Here is a 19,301-nt window from a genome sequence, read left to right as displayed (position 1 = left end):
CTCAAACTTCGCTTTCGACATCTCTACTCCGGCCCCTGTGGCGTCGCTGCCTCCAAGCAGCGAATTTTATTCGACGCTGTTTCCGCTCGCCTGCCCGGCGGACTAACGGGCCGGCAACTGGAGCGGGTGACGGGAATCGAACCCGCATAACCAGCTTGGAAGGCTGGGGCTCTACCATTGAGCTACACCCGCAACTTCCGTGACAGATCTCCCAAAGCCGCTTGGCCCGTGAGGATTGCTAAAGAGAGAAGCTGGTGGAGGGGGTTGGATTTGAACCAACGTAGGCTGAGCCAACGGATTTACAGTCCGTCCCCTTTAACCACTCGGGCACCCCTCCAGCGTAGGCCTCAGCCAGCGCGACGAAGTCGCGCACTATGGACATTTCGGTTCGACTGTCAACGGCGATCACGACAAAAAGGCCCGCAGCCGGCCTGAGCAACTGTCTGGCCGATCGCGGGACTTGCCCAGCCTAGGGCTGGCAGCGCAAATCTAAGTCCTGTGATCCGCCGACACAAGCCTCGACTGCGCCGTTGCGGACCGGTTATCGGCGACCGGGCATTGGCGCATCTCCGCGGGAGCCGACCGATGATCCGATTCGACGCCGAAGGCAGAGTGAAGCGGTATTTCTGGCCGCATCTCTCACTGGCGGCCGCAGCCTTGGCGGGACTGGCCTGGGACCTGTTGTCGGGACAGGGGCTCTGGACCGGATTGATCGTGGGCGAACTGCTGGAACCCGTCACCCTTTTGCTCGCGGGCGTGACGGGCTGGTGGCTGCTCAGGCACCGCTACCTTCTGCCGGCCCTGCTGGCGATCGGCATCATTGTAGGCTTCGGCGTAACGGCGGTGAGCTTCGAAAACATGGGCCGCAGCGCCCATTTCTCCCTCGTGCTCGCCCGCGTCGTCGCCGTCGTTCTAACCGGCTACAGCCTCAATGCGCTGCGGCTGCTCCTCGACCCCCCGACGCCCAGATTCTAGGGAACGGCCTTCCAGGCAGTTCGGCCCTGCGGCGCAGCCAGAGGCTCGATCCTGTCACCGCCGGCCGCGCGTGAAGGTATCGTCCCCCATCAGCTTCGCAGGACCTGGATCCGCAAAACCTGTATTGAACCTGAAGATCGAACCCGATGGGGACTTCGGCTTAAGAGCGCCGCACCTTGCGTTGCGGCGCGCCTCTTCTATAGATGCATCGAGATCGCATGACGGACGAACGGGGATGACCATGCACGTCGGCGTGCCGAAAGAGATCAAGACCAAGGAGTACCGGGTCGGCCTCATGCCGGCCTCGGTCCGCGAGCTGGTGCATCACGGGCATGCCGTCACGGTCGAGGCCGGCGCCGGCGCCGGGATCGGCTTCGAGGACGCGGCCTACCGCGCCGCAGGCGCCGAGGTGGTCGACAGCGCGGAGGACGTCTTCGCCGACGCCGACATGATCGTGAAGGTCAAGGAACCGCAAGCCAACGAGATCGCCCGTCTGCGCGAGGACCAAATCCTCTTCACCTACCTGCACCTGGCCCCCGACCGTCCGCAGACCGAGGGCCTGCTGCGGTCGGGCGCGACGGCCATCGCCTACGAGACCGTGACCGACGCGGCGGGCCGGCTGCCGCTGCTGGCGCCGATGAGCGAGGTCGCCGGGCGGATGTCCGTTCAGGTCGGGGCGCACTGCCTGGAGAAGGAGCAGGGCGGCGCCGGGCTTCTGCTGGGCGGCGTGCCGGGCACGCCCGCCGCCAGGGTCGTCGTCCTGGGCGGCGGTGTCTCGGGCAGCAACGCGGCCCGCATGGCCATGGGCATGGAAGCGCACGTCACGGTGATCGACAAGTCGCTGCCGACCCTCGACCGACTGGATCTGCGCTTCGGCGGTCAGCTTAACACCATCTTCTCCACGGTCGAAACGCTCGAACAGCACGTGCAGGGCGCCGACCTGGTGATCGGCGCGGTGCTGGTGCCGGGGGCCGCCGCCCCCAAACTGGTGACCCGAGAGATGGTGGCGGCGATGAAACCGGGCGCCGTGCTGGTCGACATCGCGATCGACCAAGGCGGCTGCTTCGAAACCTCCAGGGCCACCACCCACGACGACCCCACCTACGTGATCGACGAGGTGGTGCACTATTGCGTCGCCAACATGCCGGGCGCCGTCGCCCGCACGGCGACCAGCGCCCTGAACAACGCCACGCTGCCCTTCGTCCTGGCGCTCGCCGACAAGGGCGCGCGCAAGGCGCTGGCGGAGGATCGCAATCTTTTGAACGGCCTTAACGCTGCCCAAGGAAAGCTGACCTATCGCGCCGTCGCCGAAGCCCATGGCCTGCCCTACAGCGCCCCGCAGGAGGTCATGGGTCTGTCGTAGCCTTAGGATCCTTCGCGAAAATCCTATCTAAGTTCGGACGCGACAATCATATTGCCGTCACAAGACTGTTCTAAAGGCCTCCCCCATGCGTCGGACGGTGCTCTTTGCGCGGCGGTTAACCCGCTCGCGCCACGGCCAGGCTGGGCTCTTCGCCCTCTCGGCGGCAGAGACCGTGTTTCTGCCGCTGATGCTCGAGGCCATCATGGCGCCGATGATGCTGGTGGATCGCCGCCGCGCCTGGCAAACCGGCGCGATCGCGCTGGCAGGCTGCCTGGCCGGCGCCGTGGTCGCCTACTTCCTTGGCGCTTGGCTATACAGCTGGTTCGGTCAGGATCTGGTGACTCTTGTCGGAGGGGAGCAGGCTTTCAACGACTTCAAGGTCTTCATGCAGACCCATGGTTTCTGGGCGATCATGCTGGCCGGCCTGACACCCATCCCCTTTCAGATCGCGGTCCTGGCCAGCGGGGTCACGGGCTACGCGCTGCCGGGTTTCATCGCCGCCGTCCTGATTTCCCGAGGCCTTCGCTATCTTGGGATGGCGGCCCTCGTCTCCTGGTTGGGCGCCGATGCCTTTCGGGCCTTTAGCCGCCTGCGCCGCGCCCTGCCCTGGTCGAAAAAGCGTCCCTCAGGGGACGAGGTCGCGCAGACGGTACCAGAGCATGGCGAGCACCAGGCTCGGAGTACGCAGGATGCGACCGCCGGGGAAGGGCGTGTGGGGTAGCTTGGCGAAGAGGTCCAGGCGCCCCGCCTGACCGGCAATCGCTTCGGCCAACACCCGGCCTGCGATCCCCGTCAGCGTGACGCCCGAGCCGGAGAAACCCTGGGCGAAAAAGGTCCGCTGGCCGATCCGGCCGAGATGCGGCGAGCGCTCCACCGTGATCGCGACGAACCCGCCCCAGGTAAAGTCGAAGCCGACGTCGGCCAGGTCGGGATAGACTTCCAGCATCTTCTGGCGCATGGCCCGCGGCAGGTTCGGCGGCATCAGGGTCGAATAGCTCACGCGGCCGCCGAACAGCAGGCGATGGTCGGACGAGCGGCGAAAGTAGTTCAGAACGAACTTCATGTCGGCGACGGCGGCGTTCCGGGGGATCAGGCCCTTGGCCCGGTTCTCGCCCAGCGTCTCCGTGGCAGCGATATAGGTGCCGACCGGCATGATCCGGCTGCGCAGGCCCGGCACCAGATCGCTCAGGTAGGCATTCATCGCGAGCACCAGGAACTTTGCGCTCACGCTGCCCTTCGCCGTCGCGACCTTGGCGGCCTCGGTATCGATGGACTCCGCCCGCGTCCCCTCGAAGATGCGCACGCCCGCCGCGGCTGCCGCACGCGCCAGGCCGAGACAGTAGTTGAGCGGATGGAGATGACCCGCGCCCGACTCGTAGAGGCCGCCGATGTAGCGCGGCGAGGCCGCGTGTTGACGCGCAGCCTCGGCGCCTCGCACCATCTCCTGCGCCTCATAGCCGAGCTTCGAAAGGGTTTCCGCCGCCTCCTCGCACTCCCGCAGCTCGCGCGGCCGGTCGGCGGCGTGGAAGTAGCCCCAGGTCAGATCGCAGTCGATGCCATGCTTGGCGACCCGGTCGCGGATGATCTGCTTGCCCTCTTCGGTCATCGCGAAGAGACGCCGGGCATCCTCGAGGCCGACCCAGTCGATCAGCTTGTCGGGACCCGAAGAAAAACCTGTGCAGATCTGTCCGCCGTTGCGCCCGGACGCGCCCCAGCCGATTCGATTGGCCTCCAGCAGCACCACGTCCAGGCCCCGCTCCGCCAGCTCCAGGGCCGTCGTGACGCCGGTGTAGCCGCCGCCGACCACACAGACGTCGCAGGACAAAGCGCCGGTCAGCTCCGGGTAGTCGGGTTGGGGGTGAGCCGTGGCGGCATACCAGGAGTCGGCGTGGGCTTGGCGGGGCATGGCGGAGGCTCGTAGCTCTGGACGCTTCCAGGGGGCAGGTGGTAGCTGGAGATATCCAGCCTCATAGAAAGACGTCTAGTCCATGTCCTACATCGAGGAATTCCTCAAGGACCATCGCATCGAAGAGGTCGAGTGTCTGGTGCCGGACATGGCCGGCATCGCGCGCGGCAAGATCCTGCCCGCCGGCAAGTTCCTTCGCGGCATCAAGCGAGGCCTGCGCATTCCCGAAGCGATCTTCGTGCAGACCGTCAACGGGCGCTACCCCCACGACTCCGAGAACGTCATCGACGACGCCATGTCCGACGTCTACCTGGAGCCGGAACCCCAGAGCATCCGAGTCGTGCCCTGGTACGAGGAACCGACGGCGCAGATCATCTGCGATCCCTACTACTTCGACGGCAGACCCGTCCCCTTTGCCTGCCGCCACCTGCTGAAGCGGGTGCTCGCCCTCTTTCACGCCAAGAACTGGCAGCCCATCGTCGCCGCCGAGCTGGAGTTCTATCTCGTCGATATCAACGAAGATCCCGACTACCCCCTGCAGCCGCCGATCGGCCGCTCCAAGCGGCGGGAAACCTCCCGGCAGGCCTACGGGGTCGACGCCGTCAACGAATTCGATCCGCTGTTCGAGGAGGTCTACGACTTCTGCGAGGCGCAGAACATCGACATCGACACCCTGACCCACGAGGCCGGGGCCGCGCAGATGGAGATGAACTTCAACCATCAAGACGCGCTGGCAGCCGCCGACCAGGCTTTTCTGTTCAAACGGACGGTCCGCGAGGCCGGTCTGCGGCACCAAGTCTACGCCACCTTCATGGCCAAGCCGATGCAGGGCGAGCCCGGCAGCTCCATGCACGTCCACCAGTCGCTGACCGACCAGAGCAGCAGGCGGAACCTCTTCAGCACGACGCGGGGCGGCGCCTCCAAGCTCTTCCTCAATTACATCGGTGGTCTGCAGCGCTACCTGCCCGCCACCATGCCGCTGGTGGCGCCCAACGTGAACTCCTACCGTCGGCTGATCCCGCACGCCGATGCACCGATCAATACCCACTGGGGCTTCGACAACCGCACGGTCGGCTTCCGGGTTCCCAACTCGGAACCGGAGGCGCGGCGCGTGGAGAACCGCGTGGCGGGCGCCGACGCGAACCCCTACCTCGCGATCGCGGCCTCGCTGGCCTGCGGCTACCTGGGGATGAGCGGCCGCCTGCAACCCAGCAAACCGCAGATCGGCAGCGCCTATCGCCTGGCGCACACGCTGCCGCGCACCCTGCACGATGCGCTCTACCGCTTCACCCGCACCAAGGCGCTCAAGGAAGTGCTGGGCGAGGAGTTCGTCACCGCCGTGGCAACGGTCAAGAATGCCGAACTGGACGCCTACCAGGAGGTCATCTCCTCTTGGGAACGCGAGCACCTGCTGCTCAACGTCTGATCGGCGGACCTCGGGAGAACCTTTCGAGACGCGGGAGCGGCCGACGTCTCGAAAGGTGATGGCCCGGCGTTACGGCGTCAGCACGATCCGGCCTTCGATGCTGCCCTGTTTCATGCGATCGAAGACGCCGTTGATGTTCTCCAGCGGCTCGACCGCCACATTGGCGGCGACCTGACCTTCGGCGGCGAAGGTCAGGCATTCCTGCAGGTCCAGGCGGGTGCCGACGATCGAACCGCGGAGAGTGATGCGCTTCAGCACCACATCGAAGATGGGCACCGGAAAATCACCCGGCGGCAACCCATTGAGCACCACCGTTCCGCCGCGCCGGGCCATCCCCAGGGCCTGAGCGAAGGCGGGGCGCGACACGGCCGTCACCAACACACCATGGGCACCGCCGATGGTGCGGGCGACTTCATCCACTGGATCCAGGTTCGCGGCGTTGATGGTCATGTCGGCGCCGAGGCGCTTGGCGAACTCCAGCTTCTCGTCGGCGATATCGACCGCGACCACGTGACGGCCCATCGCCTTGGCGTACTGCACCGCCATGTGACCGAGCCCGCCGATCCCCGAAATCACGACCCAATCGCCCGGCTTGGTATCGGTTTCCTTGAGGCCCTTGTAGACCGTCACGCCCGCGCAGAGCACCGGGGCCACCGCCGCCATCTCGAGGTTGTTCGGCAGCTTGCCGACAAAACGCGGGTCCGCCTTGGCGTATTCGGCGTAACCGCCGTCGACGCTGTAGCCGGTGTTCTGCTGGCTTTCGCACAGCGTCTCCCAACCGCCCATGCAGTGGTCGCAAAAGCCGCAGGCCGTATGCAGCCAGGGCACGCCCACCCGGTCGCCTTCCTTGACGTTCGTGACTTCCCGACCGACGGCGGCGACCGTACCGCAGCCTTCGTGGCCGGGGATCAGCGGCAGCGTCGGCTTCACCGGCCAGTCGCCGGAGGCCGCGTGCAGGTCCGTGTGACAGACGCCGCTGGCCTCGATCCGCACCAAAATCTCTTGAGGGCCGATCTCCGGAATCGGGACCTCCTCGATCTTGAGCGGTTGACCGAACTCATGAATGACCGCCGCCTTCATCGTCTTTGCCATGACCTCTAAGTTCTCCCGTTCGTTATAACGTCCGACCCCTAAGCGCTCCTGCCATCGCAAAGCGTAGGAGCTTCTCATCCATTCTTGCTCTCATTGTGTGGGAATATGGTGACTCTCGCCGGAAATGACGAGGGAGCGGATTGGATAACTCGGCGGTACGGGTTCCCTGCAGCGGCCGATCGCGCAGCTTGGCCCCGCACCGGCCCCGGGCTATGTTGAGACGCATGCAGAGGCCGCCGAGAGTTCATGCAAGCAAAAGCCGGCCCCGGCAGTGCCGCGCCGCGCCCTGCAGACGGCGGGAACTGCTGCGTCTCTGCGCCAGGATCGGCTATAATCCCTAGGCTATCCATCGCGTTTTTCCGATGTAATCCAGATAGCTAGAGGATGATTCACAGATGCCAAGCGAACCGATCCGCAACACGACAGCCCGTTGGCGCGCGCTCGATGTGCGCCATCACCTCAGTCCCTTCGCAGACTACAAGACACTGAAGCAGGGCGACGGGGGCAGCCGCATCATCACCGAGGCCAAGGGCGTCTACCTGACCGACTCGGAAGGACAGACGCTGCTCGACGGCATGGCGGGGCTCTGGTGCGTCAATGTCGGCTACGGCCGTCAGGAACTGGCCGAGGCCGCCTACCGGCAGATGCTGGAGCTGCCCTACTACAACACCTTCTTCAAGACGGCGACGCCGCCGGCTGTCGAGTTGTCGGAGAAGCTGGCGGAGATCGCGCCGGAGGGCATGAACCGGGTCTTCTATGGCTCCAGCGGTTCGGAATCGAACGACACGGTGGTGCGCCTCGTGCGGCGTTACTGGAACCTGCGGGGCCAGCCCGAGAAGAACCACTTCATCAGCCGCACCCATGCCTATCACGGCTCGACCATGGCCTCCGCCAGCCTGGGCGGCATGCCCTTCATGCAGGAAGGCTTCGGGCTGCCGCTGCCCGGCTTCCACCACGTGATGCCGCCCTACTGGCTCGACTTCGCGGAGCGCGACGACGACGGGACCGACGAGAGCCCGGCCGACTTCGGCCTGCGCGCCGCCAGGGCGGTCGAGGAGAAGATTCTGGAAATCGGCGCGGACAAGGTCGCTGCCTTCATCGGCGAACCGATCCAGGGCGCCGGCGGCGTCATCGTTCCGCCGGAGACCTACTGGCCCGAAATCCAGCGCATCTGCGCCCGGCACGACGTCCTGCTGATCGCCGACGAGGTGATCTGCGGGTTCGGGCGTACCGGCTACTGGTTCGCCAGCGAGCCCTTCGGCATCAAGCCGGATCTCATGACCCTGGCCAAGGGCATCACCTCCGGCTACATCCCGCTTTCCGCCGTCATGGTGTCCGACCGCATCGGCGAGGTCCTGGAGTCCGGCGAGGGCGAGTTCGCCCACGGTTACACCTACTCCGGCCATCCGGTCGCCTGCGCCGTCGCACTGGCCAACATCGCGCTGATCGAGAGCGACGGTCTGGTGGAGAAGGTGCGCGAGGAAACCGCGCCCTACCTGGCGGAGCGCTTGCAGAGCCTGGCCGGGCATCCGCTGGTCGGACAGGTGCGCAGCTTCGGCCTGCTGGGCGCCGTCGAACTGGTCGAGGACAAGGCGCGCCGCAAGCACTTCGAGCCGATCGGGCGGGTGGGTACGCTCTGCCGCGATCACTGTTTCGCCAACGGCCTGGTAATGCGAGCGGTGCGCGACGGCATGGTGCTCTCGCCGCCGCTGATCATCGAAAAGCCGCAGATCGACGAGCTGATCGACAAGGCCCGCATCTGCCTCGATCTGACGGCCCAAGACCTCGGGATCGCCATCTGAAGGAGACTAGCGTGGCCCGCGAGATCACCGTCGCCGCAACCCAGATGGCCTGCTCCTGGGACAGCGCCGCCAACCTGGATAGGGCCGAGGCTCTGGTTCGGACGGCGGCGGCGCGGGGCGCTCAGGCGATTCTGCTGCAGGAGCTGTTCGAGACCCCCTACTTCTGTCCCGACCAGAAGCAGGAGTTCTTCGGCTTGGCCCGGCCCTTCGCGGACAATCCCGTGATCGCGCGCTTCGCCTCCCTGGCCAAAGAACTGGGCGTGGTGCTGCCGGTCAGCTTCTTCGAGCGGGCCAACAACGCGCATTACAACGCCCTGGCCATGATCGACGCCGACGGCTCTCCCCTGGGGCTCTACCGCAAGTCCCATATCCCCAACGGTCCGGGCTATCAGGAGAAGTTCTACTTCAACCCCGGCGATACCGGGTTCCGGGTCTGGGATACGGCCCACGGTCGGCTCGGGGTCGGGATCTGCTGGGACCAATGGTTCCCGGAATGCGCCCGCGCCCTGGCGCTGCAAGGCGCGGAGGTTCTGTTCTACCCCACCGCCATCGGCAGCGAACCGCAGGACCCGAGCCTGAATTCGAGGGACCACTGGCAGCGCACCATGCAGGGCCATGCCGCCGCCAACATGGTGCCTCTGGTCGCCAGCAACCGCATCGGCGAAGAACAAGCCGAGGCGGCGAAGATGCGTTTCTACGGCGCGTCCTTCATCGCCGACGCGACGGGCGCCAAGGTCGCCGAGGCGGAAACCCAAGAGGCCGTGCTGACCGCCACCTTCGACTTGGAGGCTATCCAGGCCGCCCGCGCCTCCTGGGGCTTCTTCCGCGACCGCCGGCCGGAGCTTTACGGCCCGCTGCTGACGCTGGATGGCAAGACCGTGCGACCGTGAGGTCGCCCACCCTCACCCGCCCAGCTCGATCCAGACCGTCTTCAGTTCGGTGTATTTGTCGAAGGCGTGGAGCGACTTGTCGCGGCCGAAGCCGGACTGCTTGTAGCCGCCGAAGGGCGTGGTGATGTCGCCGCCGTCGAAGCAGTTGATCCAGACCGAGCCGGCGCGCAGGCCGCGGGCCATCTTGTGGGCGGTGTCGATGTTCTTGGTCCAGACGGCGGCCGCCAGGCCGTAGACGGTGTCGTTGGCGATCCTCAACCCCTCTTCGGCGTCCTTGAAGGTGAGGGTCGAGAGCACCGGGCCGAAGATTTCCTCCCGTGCGATGGTCATCTGGTTGTCGACGCGGTCGAAGACCGTCGGCTCCACATAGTAGCCGCCCTCGGCCGTCTGGACCTGCTGGCCGCCGAGCACGAGCTGGGCGCCCTCCTGCTGCCCGATCCCGATGTAGCGCAGCACCTTGTCCATCTGATCCCGGTCGACGATCGCGCCCATCTTGGTCTGCGGGTCCAGGGGATTGCCGACCTTGATGGAGCGCGAGATCTTCAGGAGCTTCTCCATCAGGGCTTCCTTGATCGACTCCTGCACCAGCAGGCGGGAGCCGGCGTTGCAGACTTCGCCCTGGTTGAAGAAGATTCCCCAGGCCGCCGCCTCGGCCGCCTGATCGAGATCGCTGGTGTCCGCCAGCACGATGTGCGGAGTCTTGCCGCCGCACTCCAGCGCCACCCGCTTCATGTTCGACTGACCGGAGTACTGCAACAGCAGCTTGCCGACCTCGCCGGAGCCGGTGAAGGCGATGGCGTCGATGTCCTCGTGCAGGCCGAGCGCCTTTCCCGCCTGCTCGCCCAGGCCCGGCACGACCTGGAAGACGCCCTCAGGGATCCCGGCCTCCGCCGCCAGCTCGGCGATCCGGATGGCACTGAGCGAGGACTGTTCGGCGGGTTTCAGGATCAGCGAGTTACCGCTCGCCAGGGCCGGCCCGATCTTCCAGGCGGCCATGATCATCGGGAAGTTCCAGGGCACGATGGCGGCCACGACGCCCACCGGCTCGCGCCGGATCATCGCCAGCACCTTGGGATCGGTTGGCGCCACCTCGTCGTAGATCTTGTCGGCGGCCTCGGCGTACCAGCGGATGCAGTTGACCGTCGCCGGCACGTCGACGGCATGGGAGTCGCCGATGGGCTTGCCCATGTCGAGGGTTTCCAACAGCGCCAGCTCATCATGGTGCGCCTTGATCAGCTCGGCGAACTTCAGCAGCTTCGCCTTGCGTCTGGCCGGCGCCATGTCGCGCCAGACACCGGTCTCGAAGGCCGCGCGCGCGGCCTTGACGGCGCGGTCGACGTCCTCGGCGCCGCAGGCGGCCACCTGGGTCAGCACCCGGCCGTCGACCGGGCTGATGCAATCGAAGGTCTCGCCGGAGACGGCATCGACGTAGCGGCCGCCGATGAAGGCCTGACTGCGGAACTGCAGCCCGGCGGCGCGGGACTTGAGATCGTCGAAGGACAGCGCGGCGGCCATGGGAAACCTCGTTCGTTCAGAGTTGGGCTGTTGCGCGGAGCCTACGCCCGGCAAGGGCTCTTCGGCAATCGACTCAAGCGTCCGGGGCGACCAGCGCGTGGAGTTTGTGATTGATCGGCGCCAGGGCCTGCTGGGTCTCGCGGTAGAGGTCGAAGAGATCGTTGTAGAAGGCTTGGCGCGCGGGGTCTGGCTCCGCCCGGGCGACCGTGGTGACGCAGGCCTCGACAGCCGCGCGCGGATCCGAAAAGAGACCGACGCCCACCCCGGCGATCAGAGCCGCCCCGAAGGAGGCATCCCCGTTGCCGGGGAGCGAGAGCGACAGACCCGTAACGTCGGCGATGATCTGGCGCCAGACGGCCGACTTGGCGCCGCCGCCGATCAGGCGCACCTCCCGCATCTCCTGTCCGACCTCTCGCGCCTGCTCCACCAGATCGCGGATCGAAAAGGCGATGCCTTCATAGACAGCGCGGGCAATCTCGGCACGACCTTGCTGCATGGTCAGGCCGACGAAGTCGGCGCGCAGCAGCGGGTCCCAGTAGGGCGCGCGCTCACCCTGCAGATAGGGATGGAACAGCAGGCCCCCGCTGCCGGGAGGCGCGCCGCCGGCCAGGCGGTCCATCTCGGCGAAGACGGCACCGCCGTCGCTCTCCCCGCTGGTCGGCAGGAAGAGCTTGTCCCGCACCCAGCGATGGGAGGAGGCGCAAGAGTTGGTGCCGGTCGCCGTGTAGTAGAGGCCGGGCAGAATGTGCGGGTAGCAGGAGATCGGCGGGTTCACCTGGGGGTGATCCGCGGCGGAGAAGAGCACGCCGGCCGTCGCCAGCTTGATCGCTCCCATGCCCGGCTCGACGGCCCCGATGCCGAAGAACTCCACTGTCGTGTCGTTCGCGCCGCAGACCACCGGCGTCCCCGCCGTCAGGCCGGCGGCCTGCGCCGCAGCGGCCGTCACGCCACCGACCACCTGTGTCGGCGCGACCACCGGCGGCAGGGTTTCCATCGGCCAGTCGATCAGGGCGCAGAGCTCTTCCGACCAACCGCCGTTGCGCGTGTCGGCCATTAGAGCGCCAACCACATCCGAAAAGTCGGTTTCCCAGGTCCCGGTCAGGCAGAGACGCAGGTAGTCCTTAGCCAGACAGAGCTTGCGGGTCTTCGCCGCAACCTCCGGCTCGTGACGCTTGATCCAGGCCAGCATCGGCAGCGACCAGGTGGCGTTGGCCTTGTTGAGCGAGCGGGCCAGGATGAGCTCGCCGGCGCGCGCGTGAAGGTCCGAGGCTTCGGCCGTCGCGCGCGTGTCGGACCAGAGAATGGCCGGACGCAAGGGCCGGTCGTCCGCGTCCAGCAAAACCGGAATGTGCGCCCCCGCCGACAGGCCGATCGCGGCGATGTCGCGGGCCCCGATCCCGGCGGCGGCAAGGGCGCGCGGCACAGCGGCATTGAAGGCGGCAAGCCAGGACAGCGGGTCCTGCTCGGCCCAACCGAAGCGCGGGTGATCCGTCTCGATGATCTCCGCCGCCTCGCCGAGCAGACGACCGTCCGGGGCGATCACACTGGCCTTCAAGCTGCCCGCACCAAGATCGACGCCGAGCAGCGCCATGTCTTGTTTCCCGATGCTCCGACTGGCCATACCCCTCCCCGTCCGCCGCGCCTGCGCATGCCGGCCATGCAATGGCTTGCCGGTCAAGTACGCCGCAAAGCAGGTTATGACAGATGCGCAGCCTCGTCCTCAACGCCCCGAATGTTGGAATCGCCAAAGATCGCGTGGTACTTTCCAGATAGGTTGATTTTTTCGTGAGACAGGACGCCATGACGGAGAGCAAGAGCGGGCCAAGGCCTGGGGCACCCCTGGCCGAACCGGCAACAGAGGCCCTTCTCGATCCGGCCTTGCTCGCCGAACGTCTGCCGCTGGATGCTGTTCCGATCATCGACCTGGAGAGCTTTCTGACCGGCACGCCGGCCGAGCGGACCCGCGTGGCGCGCCAAATCGGCGAAGCCTGCCGTAACATCGGCTTCTTCTACATCGTCAATCATGGCATCCCGGCCGCCCTGCGCGCCGCCGTCTTCGCCGAGGCCAAACGTTTCTTCGACAGTCCGCTGGAGCGCAAGCTGGAGATCGATATCGAACGCTCCGCCTGCCATCGCGGCTACTTCAAGCTCGGCGGCGAGAACCTGGACCCGGCCAAGCAGAAACAGGGCGGGGACCTGAAGGAAGGCATCAAGATCGGCTGCGACCTGCCGCCCGATCACCCGCTCGTCGTCGCCGGCACGCCGCTGCATGGCCCGAACCAGTGGCCGAGCGGCCTGCCCGGCTTCCAGGAGACCTTGCAGAGCTACTTCGACCGGCTCAGCGATCTCGGCCGCCAGCTCATGCAAGCCTTCGCCCTGGCCTTGGAGCTGCCGGAACATCACTTCGAACGGAACCTCGACCTGACCATGGCGACGCTCGGCCCCCTGCGCTACCCGCCGCAGCAGGGCCGGATCAGCGAAGCGCAGATCGGCGCCGGCGCTCATACCGACTTCGGTTGCCTGACCATTCTGGCGCAGGACGAGGCCGGCGGCCTCCAGGTGCGGAACGCGGCGGGTCAATGGATCGACGCGCCTTTCATCGCCGACTCCTTCGTCGTCAACATCGGCGACATGATGGCGCGCTGGACCAACGACATCTTCGCCTCGACCCAGCACCGGGTGATCAACCGCTCGGGCCGCGAGCGCTACTCGATTCCCTTTTTCTTCGACCCGGACCACGATGCGGATGTCTCCTGCCTGCCGACCTGCTGCGGTCCAGACCGGCCGGCCAGGTACCCATCGACCACAGGACTTCAACACCTGAAGGACATGATCGACGCCACCTTCGACTATCGTCGCGACACCGGGCAGTACGACCGGCAAGCGACGAACCGGGCCGGTCGCCAAAAAGGTTAGGAGCCCAACGTGCGCGTTCTGACAATTCTGAACAACCGGCACGCTCCGGCCGGCTACTTCGGTACGGCGATCCTCAAGCGCGGCGGCTACTACGATTCTCTGCTGGCGCCCGAGGCGAGCCATTCCCTCGACCCGACGGCGACGACCGAGGTCCCGGAGGCGCCGGGCGACTACGACGGCCTGATCGTGCTCGGCGGATTGATGCGCGCCACGGATGACGCGGAACACCCCTACCTGCCGCGTCTGGCCGCGCTGATCCGCAGCTTCGAAGCCGAGGGCCGGCCCGTGCTCGGCATTTGCCTGGGGGCGCAGCTCATGGCGCGTGCCTGGGGCGCCGACGGCTGGCGCATGCCGTCCCTCGAGATTGGCTTCACCCCGCTGCGGACCACGCCGGCCGGCCTCGCCGACCCGCTGCTGCGCGGCCTCGACCCCCAGCCGGCGCTGATGCAATGGCATGTCGACAGCTTCGACCTGCCCGAGGGCGCCGAGCTGCTGATGACCGGTACGGCTTGCGCCAATCAGGCCTTTCGCATCGGGCACTTGGCCTACGGCCTGCAGTTCCACTGCGAAGCACCGGTCGACAGCCTGCGTCAGTGGGTCATGACCTATGCTCACCACGCGGAAGACGCGCCGGCGGGCTTCTTCGAACACTTCGACGCCCAAGTGCGGCAGCACCACCTCGGCGCCCGCCGCTGGGCCGAAAGCTTCGCCGACCGTTGGGTCGACCTGGTCGCCACGACCCGCCGGCAGCGGCAAGCCGCCTGAACCACCCCACATGAGCCAAGCCACATGAGCCAAGCCATCGGAATCGTACCGCTCACCGAAACTCTGCTGGCTGGCTGTCTAACGCTGAACAACGCCGCCGAACCGCATGTCCCCAGCGTGGAAGACGTACGCTTTCGGCACCTGCTCGAGCTGTCGCATCTGGCTGTGGCGGCACAGCGCGGATCGGATCCGCTGGGCTTTCTGATCGCCCTGAAAGCGGGCGCAGCGCATGACAGCCCTTACTACGGCTGGTTCCAAGATCGCTATCGGGAGTTCGTCTACGTCGACCGGATCGTCGTCTCTCCGGCCGCACGCGGCCTGGGTGTGGGACGTAAGCTCTACGCCGCCGTCGAGGCCCTGACACCACGGCCGCCGCGAATCTTTTGCGAAGTCAACGAGATCCCGCCGAATCCGGTCTCTCTCGCCTTCCACAAGGCCATCGGTTTCGTCGAGCTGGCCAAAGTCGACTCGGGGCCGGACAAGCGCGTGGTCATGCTCGAAAAGTCGCTGCGTTAGAGGCCTGCACAGCCTCGGTCGTTCTCTCGGCCGGCGCGAGGACCGCCTCGATCCCTTTATGCCGAAACGCCTGAGCCAGCTCCGCGGGCAAGGGCGCGTCGCTGATGACCCGCCGCAAAGCCTCGGGTGCACAGATCCGAAGCAAGCCGAAACGGTCGAACTTGCTGCGGTCGATCAGCAGCGTGGTTTCGCTGGCCCGCTCGATCATGGCGCGCTTCACCCAGCAGAGCTCGGCCGACACGTCGTTCGGCCCCTCCAGCGTCATGCCTCCGGCGCCGATGAAGGCTTGATCGGCGCGGTAGCGTTCCAGGAAGGCGCCGACCTCCGGCCCATAGGTGCCGCTTTCGCTCGCGTTGTAGTCTCCAGGGCAAAGCACGATCCGGAAGCTGCCGTTGGTCGCCAAGGCAGCGGCCAAGCCGGTGCCGTTGGTGATCACCGTCAGCCGCTGGCGCTCGACTGCGAGCCGCCGCACGAAGTGCGCCGTGGTCGCGCCGGAATCGATCATCAGGACCTGGCCGTCCTCGACGAAGTCGACGGCCGCCCGGGCGATCCGCTGCCGTTCGGCAACCAGCAGACCGTGGCGTTCGTCGAGGCTCGGTTCCCGACTGAGGGTCGTGGCCGCGGCGCCGCCGTAAGTCCGGCTGACCAGCCCCTCCTCGGACAGACTGTCGACATCCCGGCGCACGGTCTCCGTGGTCACACCGAAGAGACGTGCCAGCTCCGAGATGCGGACCGTCGGGTTCGCCTGCAATTCCGCCACGATGCGGCGGCGGCGTTCGTCCTTGGAGGTGCGGCGTTTGAGCGAGGTCGCGGACATGGCCATCGGTCTGCGCTGAGTCGGTCCGCAGCGAGTCTGCGGTCGGAAGCGACCCCGAAGCTACCAACCGCCACCGCGTCCCGACAAGGCACTGTCCCGGCTAACCGGTGTCCCAGCCAAACAGTGTTCCGGCTGGCCAGGGTTCCGGCTGGCCGGCGTCGGCTCGCCAGCACGGCTCATCCGGCTCGGCTCACCCAGCGCTGGCGGTCTGCAGTTCCGGACCTGTCTCGGCGGCTGCCGTCAGAATGTCCTGAAGCTGGCTGCGCAGGGAGCCCTTGCGCGGCGAGAAGGCGCCATCGAAGGCAGCCGACCCGATGGTGAAGGCATCGGCACCGGCCTCGGCCAAGGAGCGAATGCGCGCCGGACAGTCCACGCTTCCCGCCACCACCAGTTGGCCCTGACCGCCGAGGCCGCGCCGGGCGGCACGCACCAGCTCAAGCGGCTCCGCCTCGGTCGCGCGGAAAGCGAGAAGATCCGCGCCGGCACAGCCGCGCTTCATGAAATCGCGGCAATGCGCTTCGATCAGCTCCGGCGTGCCGCCGAGTTTGGTCGGATGGCCTTCGGGTCGCCCGGGAAAGGGGTAGAAGCCGATGCCGGACCCCTCCAGAATCTCCTGCACCGCCTCCAACTCGGTCCCGCCCATCAGCCGGTCGACCCCGATTTCCCGAGCAGCCCCGGCGGAGCGCAGGACGTCCTCGCGCGAGGTTGCGACCACCTCCATATAGCTGACCGCGCCGCTGTCCTTGATCCGGCGATTCAGCTCCTCCAGCGTGCCGCGATCGGCCCCCAGATCCTTGAAGCCGATGTGGCACACCCCAACGCTGCGGATCTCCTCGAAGACCGCCAGACAGTCCTCGACGGTCTGATCCTCACGGGTCAGCATGAAGATGAAATCCATGGGCCGCTTCCTTCGTGTGAAGGCCGCAGTCTGCCGAACCTCTGTGGTCTTGCCAACAGAGAATCTGTGAAGTTCCAATATCGTTCGCCATAACTCTTTATAAAACGAGGCATCCCGATGGCTCTTACCTCCAGTCCGCTCGAACCGCGCGACCGCCCCTTGAAAGCGGGCCGCAGCGCCCTCCTCATGGTCGACCTTCAGCATCATTGCTGCGTCCGCGACGGCGGTACCTTCACGGAAGACCCCGAGCGGTGGCCCGAGGAGCGCAGGGCCGCCTACTTTGACCAGCTCGAGGGCGAAACCTTGCCCAACGCCGCCGCCCTGGCCGAGGCCTGCCGGCAGAGCGGCATCGAAGTGATCTACTGCGTGATCGAGGCACTGACCCGCGACGGGCGCGATCGCGGACTGGATCACAAGCTCTCCAACATTTTGATTCCTAAAGGATCCCTCGAGGCTCAGATCGTCGAGGCAGTCGCGCCGGGCGAGGACGAAATCGTCTTGCCGAAGACCGCTTCCGGCGTCTTCCCCTCCACCAATCTGCACTACCTGCTGCGCAATCTCGGTATTGAGGATCTGGCGGTGGCCGGGGTCTTCACCGACCAATGCGTCGAGTCCGCCGTGCGCGACGCGGCCGATCTGGGGTATCGGGTCACACTGGTCGGCGACGCCTGCTGCGGCAGCAGCCCCGGAGCCCACGCCCACACCCTGAAAGCCATGCGCGGCTACGCAAGGATCGCCACAACCGGCGAGATCCTGGCCGAACTCCGCTGACTTGGCAGATCGCAAGCCGTCTTCCCGAGCCTATTCGCCTCTCGCAACTGCCGCGTTGCCAAAGCCGCGCATGCGATTTCCCTTATTGTGCGCTGCGGGATAGGCGGCTAGGCTCATTATGGCAAATCGCTTGCTAAGGCTCCGAAAGCCATAAGAACTCGGTAAGTCACGATTTTCTATTGTGACCTGCCAAGTTCGTAGGTCAGGATAGTATACGAAGACAGCCAAACGGCCCGCCCCGGCGCAAAGGTCCCATACAAGGAGCCGGCGCCCAGACATCAGAGAGGCCGAAGGTCAGGCGAAGCCGTACCGCCGTCGATCGGACACCCGCGAAGCGGGGCTGCCGAGGGCGAAGACGGCGCGATGAACAGGGACCACACACAGTCAAGGGAGCGCGATGACCATGGCCTCTTTCCCCCTCACACGCAGAAACTTCCTGCAGATGACAGGCGTCACCGCGGCCGCGGCGGCCGGCCTCGGGCCAACCTTCAGGAGCGCCCGCGCCGAGCGCAGCGACGAACTGAACGTCTACGCCTGGGAGGGCTACACCTCGGACGACGTGCTCGACCCCTTCCGCCGCGAGTTCGACGCGAGGGTCAGGGCGGAAGGCTTGATCTCCGACCCCGACGCGATCAACAAGCTGCGGGCCGGCGAGACGGACATCTGGGACATCATCAACCTCAACAATCCCTGGGCGCGCGAATGGATGTATCCCGAGGGCCTGATCAAGCCCGTGGATAAAGAAGTTTTCGCCCCTTACCACGAGAAGATGTTGCCGAAGTTCGCCTGGCCCTTCGAGTGGGCGCTGGACAAGTCGGGCGAGGAGATGCTGGGCGTCTGCCAGCGCTTCGGCCCCTTCAGCTTCGTGGTCAACACCGACAAGATCAGCCGCGAGATGGCAGAGGACGAAGGCTGGAACATCTTCCTCGATCCCGCCATGAAGGACCGCTTCGGCGTCCTGACCTACGACAACTGGAACATCTTCCACATGTGCATCGCGGCGGGTTTCTCGCCCTTCAAGGAGCACACGCCGGAGGAGTTCGAGGCCTTCGAGACGGTGGCACGCCAGGTCTTCAATGGAGCCAAGCTGCTGTCCGACGATCTGGTGCAGATGAACCTGGCTCTGATCAACGGAGAGATCGACGCCTACTTCACCGGCGGCACCTACACCGCCTCGCCGGCCCGCTACGACGGCGCCACCAACATCCGTGCCATCACCCCGAAATCGGGTCCCGTGGACGGCAAGGGCGGCATCGTCTGGATCGAACTGACCAGCCTGGTCAACAATCCCAATCCCTCGACCTTGGGTCCGACCTTCCTGGAGTTCATCCAGCGTCCGGAGATGTCGAAGCTGGTCGCCTTCGCGGAGGGTACCTACAACCCGGTCGCGCAGATGGGCGATCCGCAGGTGATGGAGACCTTCGATTCCGAGGAGTTGGACGCGATCCAGTGGGACAGCTTGGAGGAGGAGATGGCGCGCTCGGTCGACTACGACATCAACCCCGACTACGCCGAGATGTACCCGATCTACGCCGCCGCGCGGCGCGAGCGGCAAGGGTGAAACCTCGAAGGCTGCGGGCGTCGCCCTCTCCGTTGTGACGCGGCGGCTGCGATCCCCCGCAGCCGCTGCGCCGCCGCATGCCGTCAAA

General features: G+C 66.2%; 17 protein-coding genes and 2 tRNA genes. 11 read left to right on the top strand and 8 right to left on the bottom strand.

From position 1 onward, the window contains the following. Nucleotides 1-118: 118 nt before the first annotated feature. A tRNA-Gly gene (locus tag DBZ32_RS16770) sits at nt 119-192 on the bottom strand. A 60-nt stretch (nt 193-252) separates the two neighbouring features. Beyond that, a tRNA-Tyr gene (locus tag DBZ32_RS16765) sits at nt 253-337 on the bottom strand. A gap of 248 nt (nt 338-585) precedes the next feature. Between DBZ32_RS16765 and DBZ32_RS16760 the strand changes: the two genes are divergently transcribed. The 3 genes from DBZ32_RS16760 to DBZ32_RS16750 all read left to right on the top strand — a co-directional run bounded on the left by DBZ32_RS16760 (nt 586) and on the right by DBZ32_RS16750 (nt 3,059). Beyond that, entirely contained in the window at nt 586-975 is a 390-nt protein-coding gene (locus tag DBZ32_RS16760) for a hypothetical protein (protein ID WP_119168362.1), read from the top strand. Between the two features lie 241 nt (nt 976-1,216). After that, entirely contained in the window at nt 1,217-2,338 is a 1,122-nt protein-coding gene (gene ald / locus DBZ32_RS16755; RefSeq protein ID WP_119168406.1) for an alanine dehydrogenase, read from the top strand. A gap of 85 nt (nt 2,339-2,423) precedes the next feature. Beyond that, complete coding sequence (locus DBZ32_RS16750; protein ID WP_119168361.1) at nt 2,424-3,059, top strand: YqaA family protein; 636 nt, start codon at nt 2,424-2,426, stop codon at nt 3,057-3,059. Here DBZ32_RS16750 and DBZ32_RS16745 read toward each other — a convergent pair. Then, nucleotides 2,964-4,244 (bottom strand): NAD(P)/FAD-dependent oxidoreductase, encoded by a 1,281-nt coding sequence (locus tag DBZ32_RS16745; protein ID WP_119168360.1) that lies wholly within the window; start codon nt 4,242-4,244, stop codon nt 2,964-2,966. The genes DBZ32_RS16750 and DBZ32_RS16745 overlap by 96 nt on opposite strands. 82 nt (nt 4,245-4,326) lie before the next feature. Between DBZ32_RS16745 and DBZ32_RS16740 the strand changes: the two genes are divergently transcribed. Next, on the top strand, nt 4,327-5,670 hold the full coding sequence (locus DBZ32_RS16740; protein ID WP_119168359.1) for a glutamine synthetase family protein: 1,344 nt from the start codon (nt 4,327-4,329) through the stop codon (nt 5,668-5,670). A gap of 69 nt (nt 5,671-5,739) precedes the next feature. Here DBZ32_RS16740 and adhP read toward each other — a convergent pair whose 3' ends face one another. After that, on the bottom strand, nt 5,740-6,762 hold the full coding sequence (adhP, locus tag DBZ32_RS16735) for an alcohol dehydrogenase AdhP (RefSeq protein WP_119168358.1): 1,023 nt from the start codon (nt 6,760-6,762) through the stop codon (nt 5,740-5,742). Nucleotides 6,763-7,157: 395 nt separating this feature from the next. On the opposite strand from adhP, the gene DBZ32_RS16730 reads away from it, so the two are divergent. Both DBZ32_RS16730 and aguB read left to right on the top strand, forming a co-directional pair. Next, nucleotides 7,158-8,564, top strand: coding sequence for an aspartate aminotransferase family protein (locus DBZ32_RS16730; RefSeq protein WP_119168357.1), 1,407 nt, complete (start codon nt 7,158-7,160; stop codon nt 8,562-8,564). Between the two features lie 11 nt (nt 8,565-8,575). Then, nucleotides 8,576-9,454 (top strand): N-carbamoylputrescine amidase, encoded by an 879-nt coding sequence (gene aguB / locus DBZ32_RS16725; protein WP_119168356.1) that lies wholly within the window; start codon nt 8,576-8,578, stop codon nt 9,452-9,454. 12 nt (nt 9,455-9,466) lie between these two features. Here aguB and DBZ32_RS16720 read toward each other — a convergent pair whose 3' ends face one another. After that, nucleotides 9,467-10,969 carry an aldehyde dehydrogenase gene (locus DBZ32_RS16720; RefSeq protein WP_119168355.1) on the bottom strand — a complete coding sequence of 501 codons (1,503 nt, stop codon included), beginning with the start codon at nt 10,967-10,969 and terminating at the stop codon, nt 9,467-9,469. 73 nt (nt 10,970-11,042) lie between these two features. Further along, on the bottom strand, nt 11,043-12,560 hold the full coding sequence (locus tag DBZ32_RS16715) for a xylulokinase (RefSeq protein WP_119168354.1): 1,518 nt from the start codon (nt 12,558-12,560) through the stop codon (nt 11,043-11,045). A gap of 209 nt (nt 12,561-12,769) precedes the next feature. Between DBZ32_RS16715 and DBZ32_RS16710 the strand changes: the two genes are divergently transcribed. The 3 genes from DBZ32_RS16710 to DBZ32_RS16700 are packed head-to-tail and all read left to right on the top strand — an operon-like array spanning nt 12,770 to nt 15,166. Continuing rightward, on the top strand, nt 12,770-13,885 hold the full coding sequence (locus DBZ32_RS16710) for an isopenicillin N synthase family dioxygenase (RefSeq protein ID WP_119168353.1): 1,116 nt from the start codon (nt 12,770-12,772) through the stop codon (nt 13,883-13,885). 9 nt (nt 13,886-13,894) lie between these two features. Then, nucleotides 13,895-14,650: a type 1 glutamine amidotransferase gene (locus DBZ32_RS16705; protein ID WP_119168352.1), complete on the top strand. Its 756-nt coding sequence runs from the start codon at nt 13,895-13,897 to the stop codon at nt 14,648-14,650. A 24-nt stretch (nt 14,651-14,674) separates the two neighbouring features. Next, complete coding sequence (locus DBZ32_RS16700; protein ID WP_119168351.1) at nt 14,675-15,166, top strand: GNAT family N-acetyltransferase; 492 nt, start codon at nt 14,675-14,677, stop codon at nt 15,164-15,166. Here DBZ32_RS16700 and DBZ32_RS16695 read toward each other — a convergent pair. Beyond that, a complete protein-coding gene (locus DBZ32_RS16695) occupies nt 15,141-15,983 on the bottom strand; it encodes a DeoR/GlpR family DNA-binding transcription regulator (protein ID WP_162906807.1) in 843 nt (280 codons plus the stop codon). The two genes, DBZ32_RS16700 and DBZ32_RS16695, sit on opposite strands and share 26 nt — an antisense overlap. Before the next feature lie 190 nt (nt 15,984-16,173). Continuing rightward, nucleotides 16,174-16,881 carry a beta/alpha barrel domain-containing protein gene (locus DBZ32_RS16690; RefSeq protein WP_119168349.1) on the bottom strand — a complete coding sequence of 236 codons (708 nt, stop codon included), beginning with the start codon at nt 16,879-16,881 and terminating at the stop codon, nt 16,174-16,176. 117 nt (nt 16,882-16,998) lie between these two features. Between DBZ32_RS16690 and DBZ32_RS16685 the strand changes: the two genes are divergently transcribed. Further along, nucleotides 16,999-17,652 (top strand): cysteine hydrolase family protein, encoded by a 654-nt coding sequence (locus DBZ32_RS16685; RefSeq protein ID WP_119168348.1) that lies wholly within the window; start codon nt 16,999-17,001, stop codon nt 17,650-17,652. 403 nt (nt 17,653-18,055) lie between these two features. Beyond that, nucleotides 18,056-19,213: an ABC transporter substrate-binding protein gene (locus DBZ32_RS16680; protein ID WP_119168405.1), complete on the top strand. Its 1,158-nt coding sequence runs from the start codon at nt 18,056-18,058 to the stop codon at nt 19,211-19,213. Nucleotides 19,214-19,301 lie beyond the last annotated feature (88 nt).

The sequence above is a fragment of the Algihabitans albus genome (genome assembly GCF_003572205.1).
GTDB lineage: Bacteria > Pseudomonadota > Alphaproteobacteria > Kiloniellales > DSM-21159 > Algihabitans > Algihabitans albus.
Note: the sequence above shows the minus strand (reverse complement) of the source record. Positions and strands in the feature narration are given on the sequence as shown.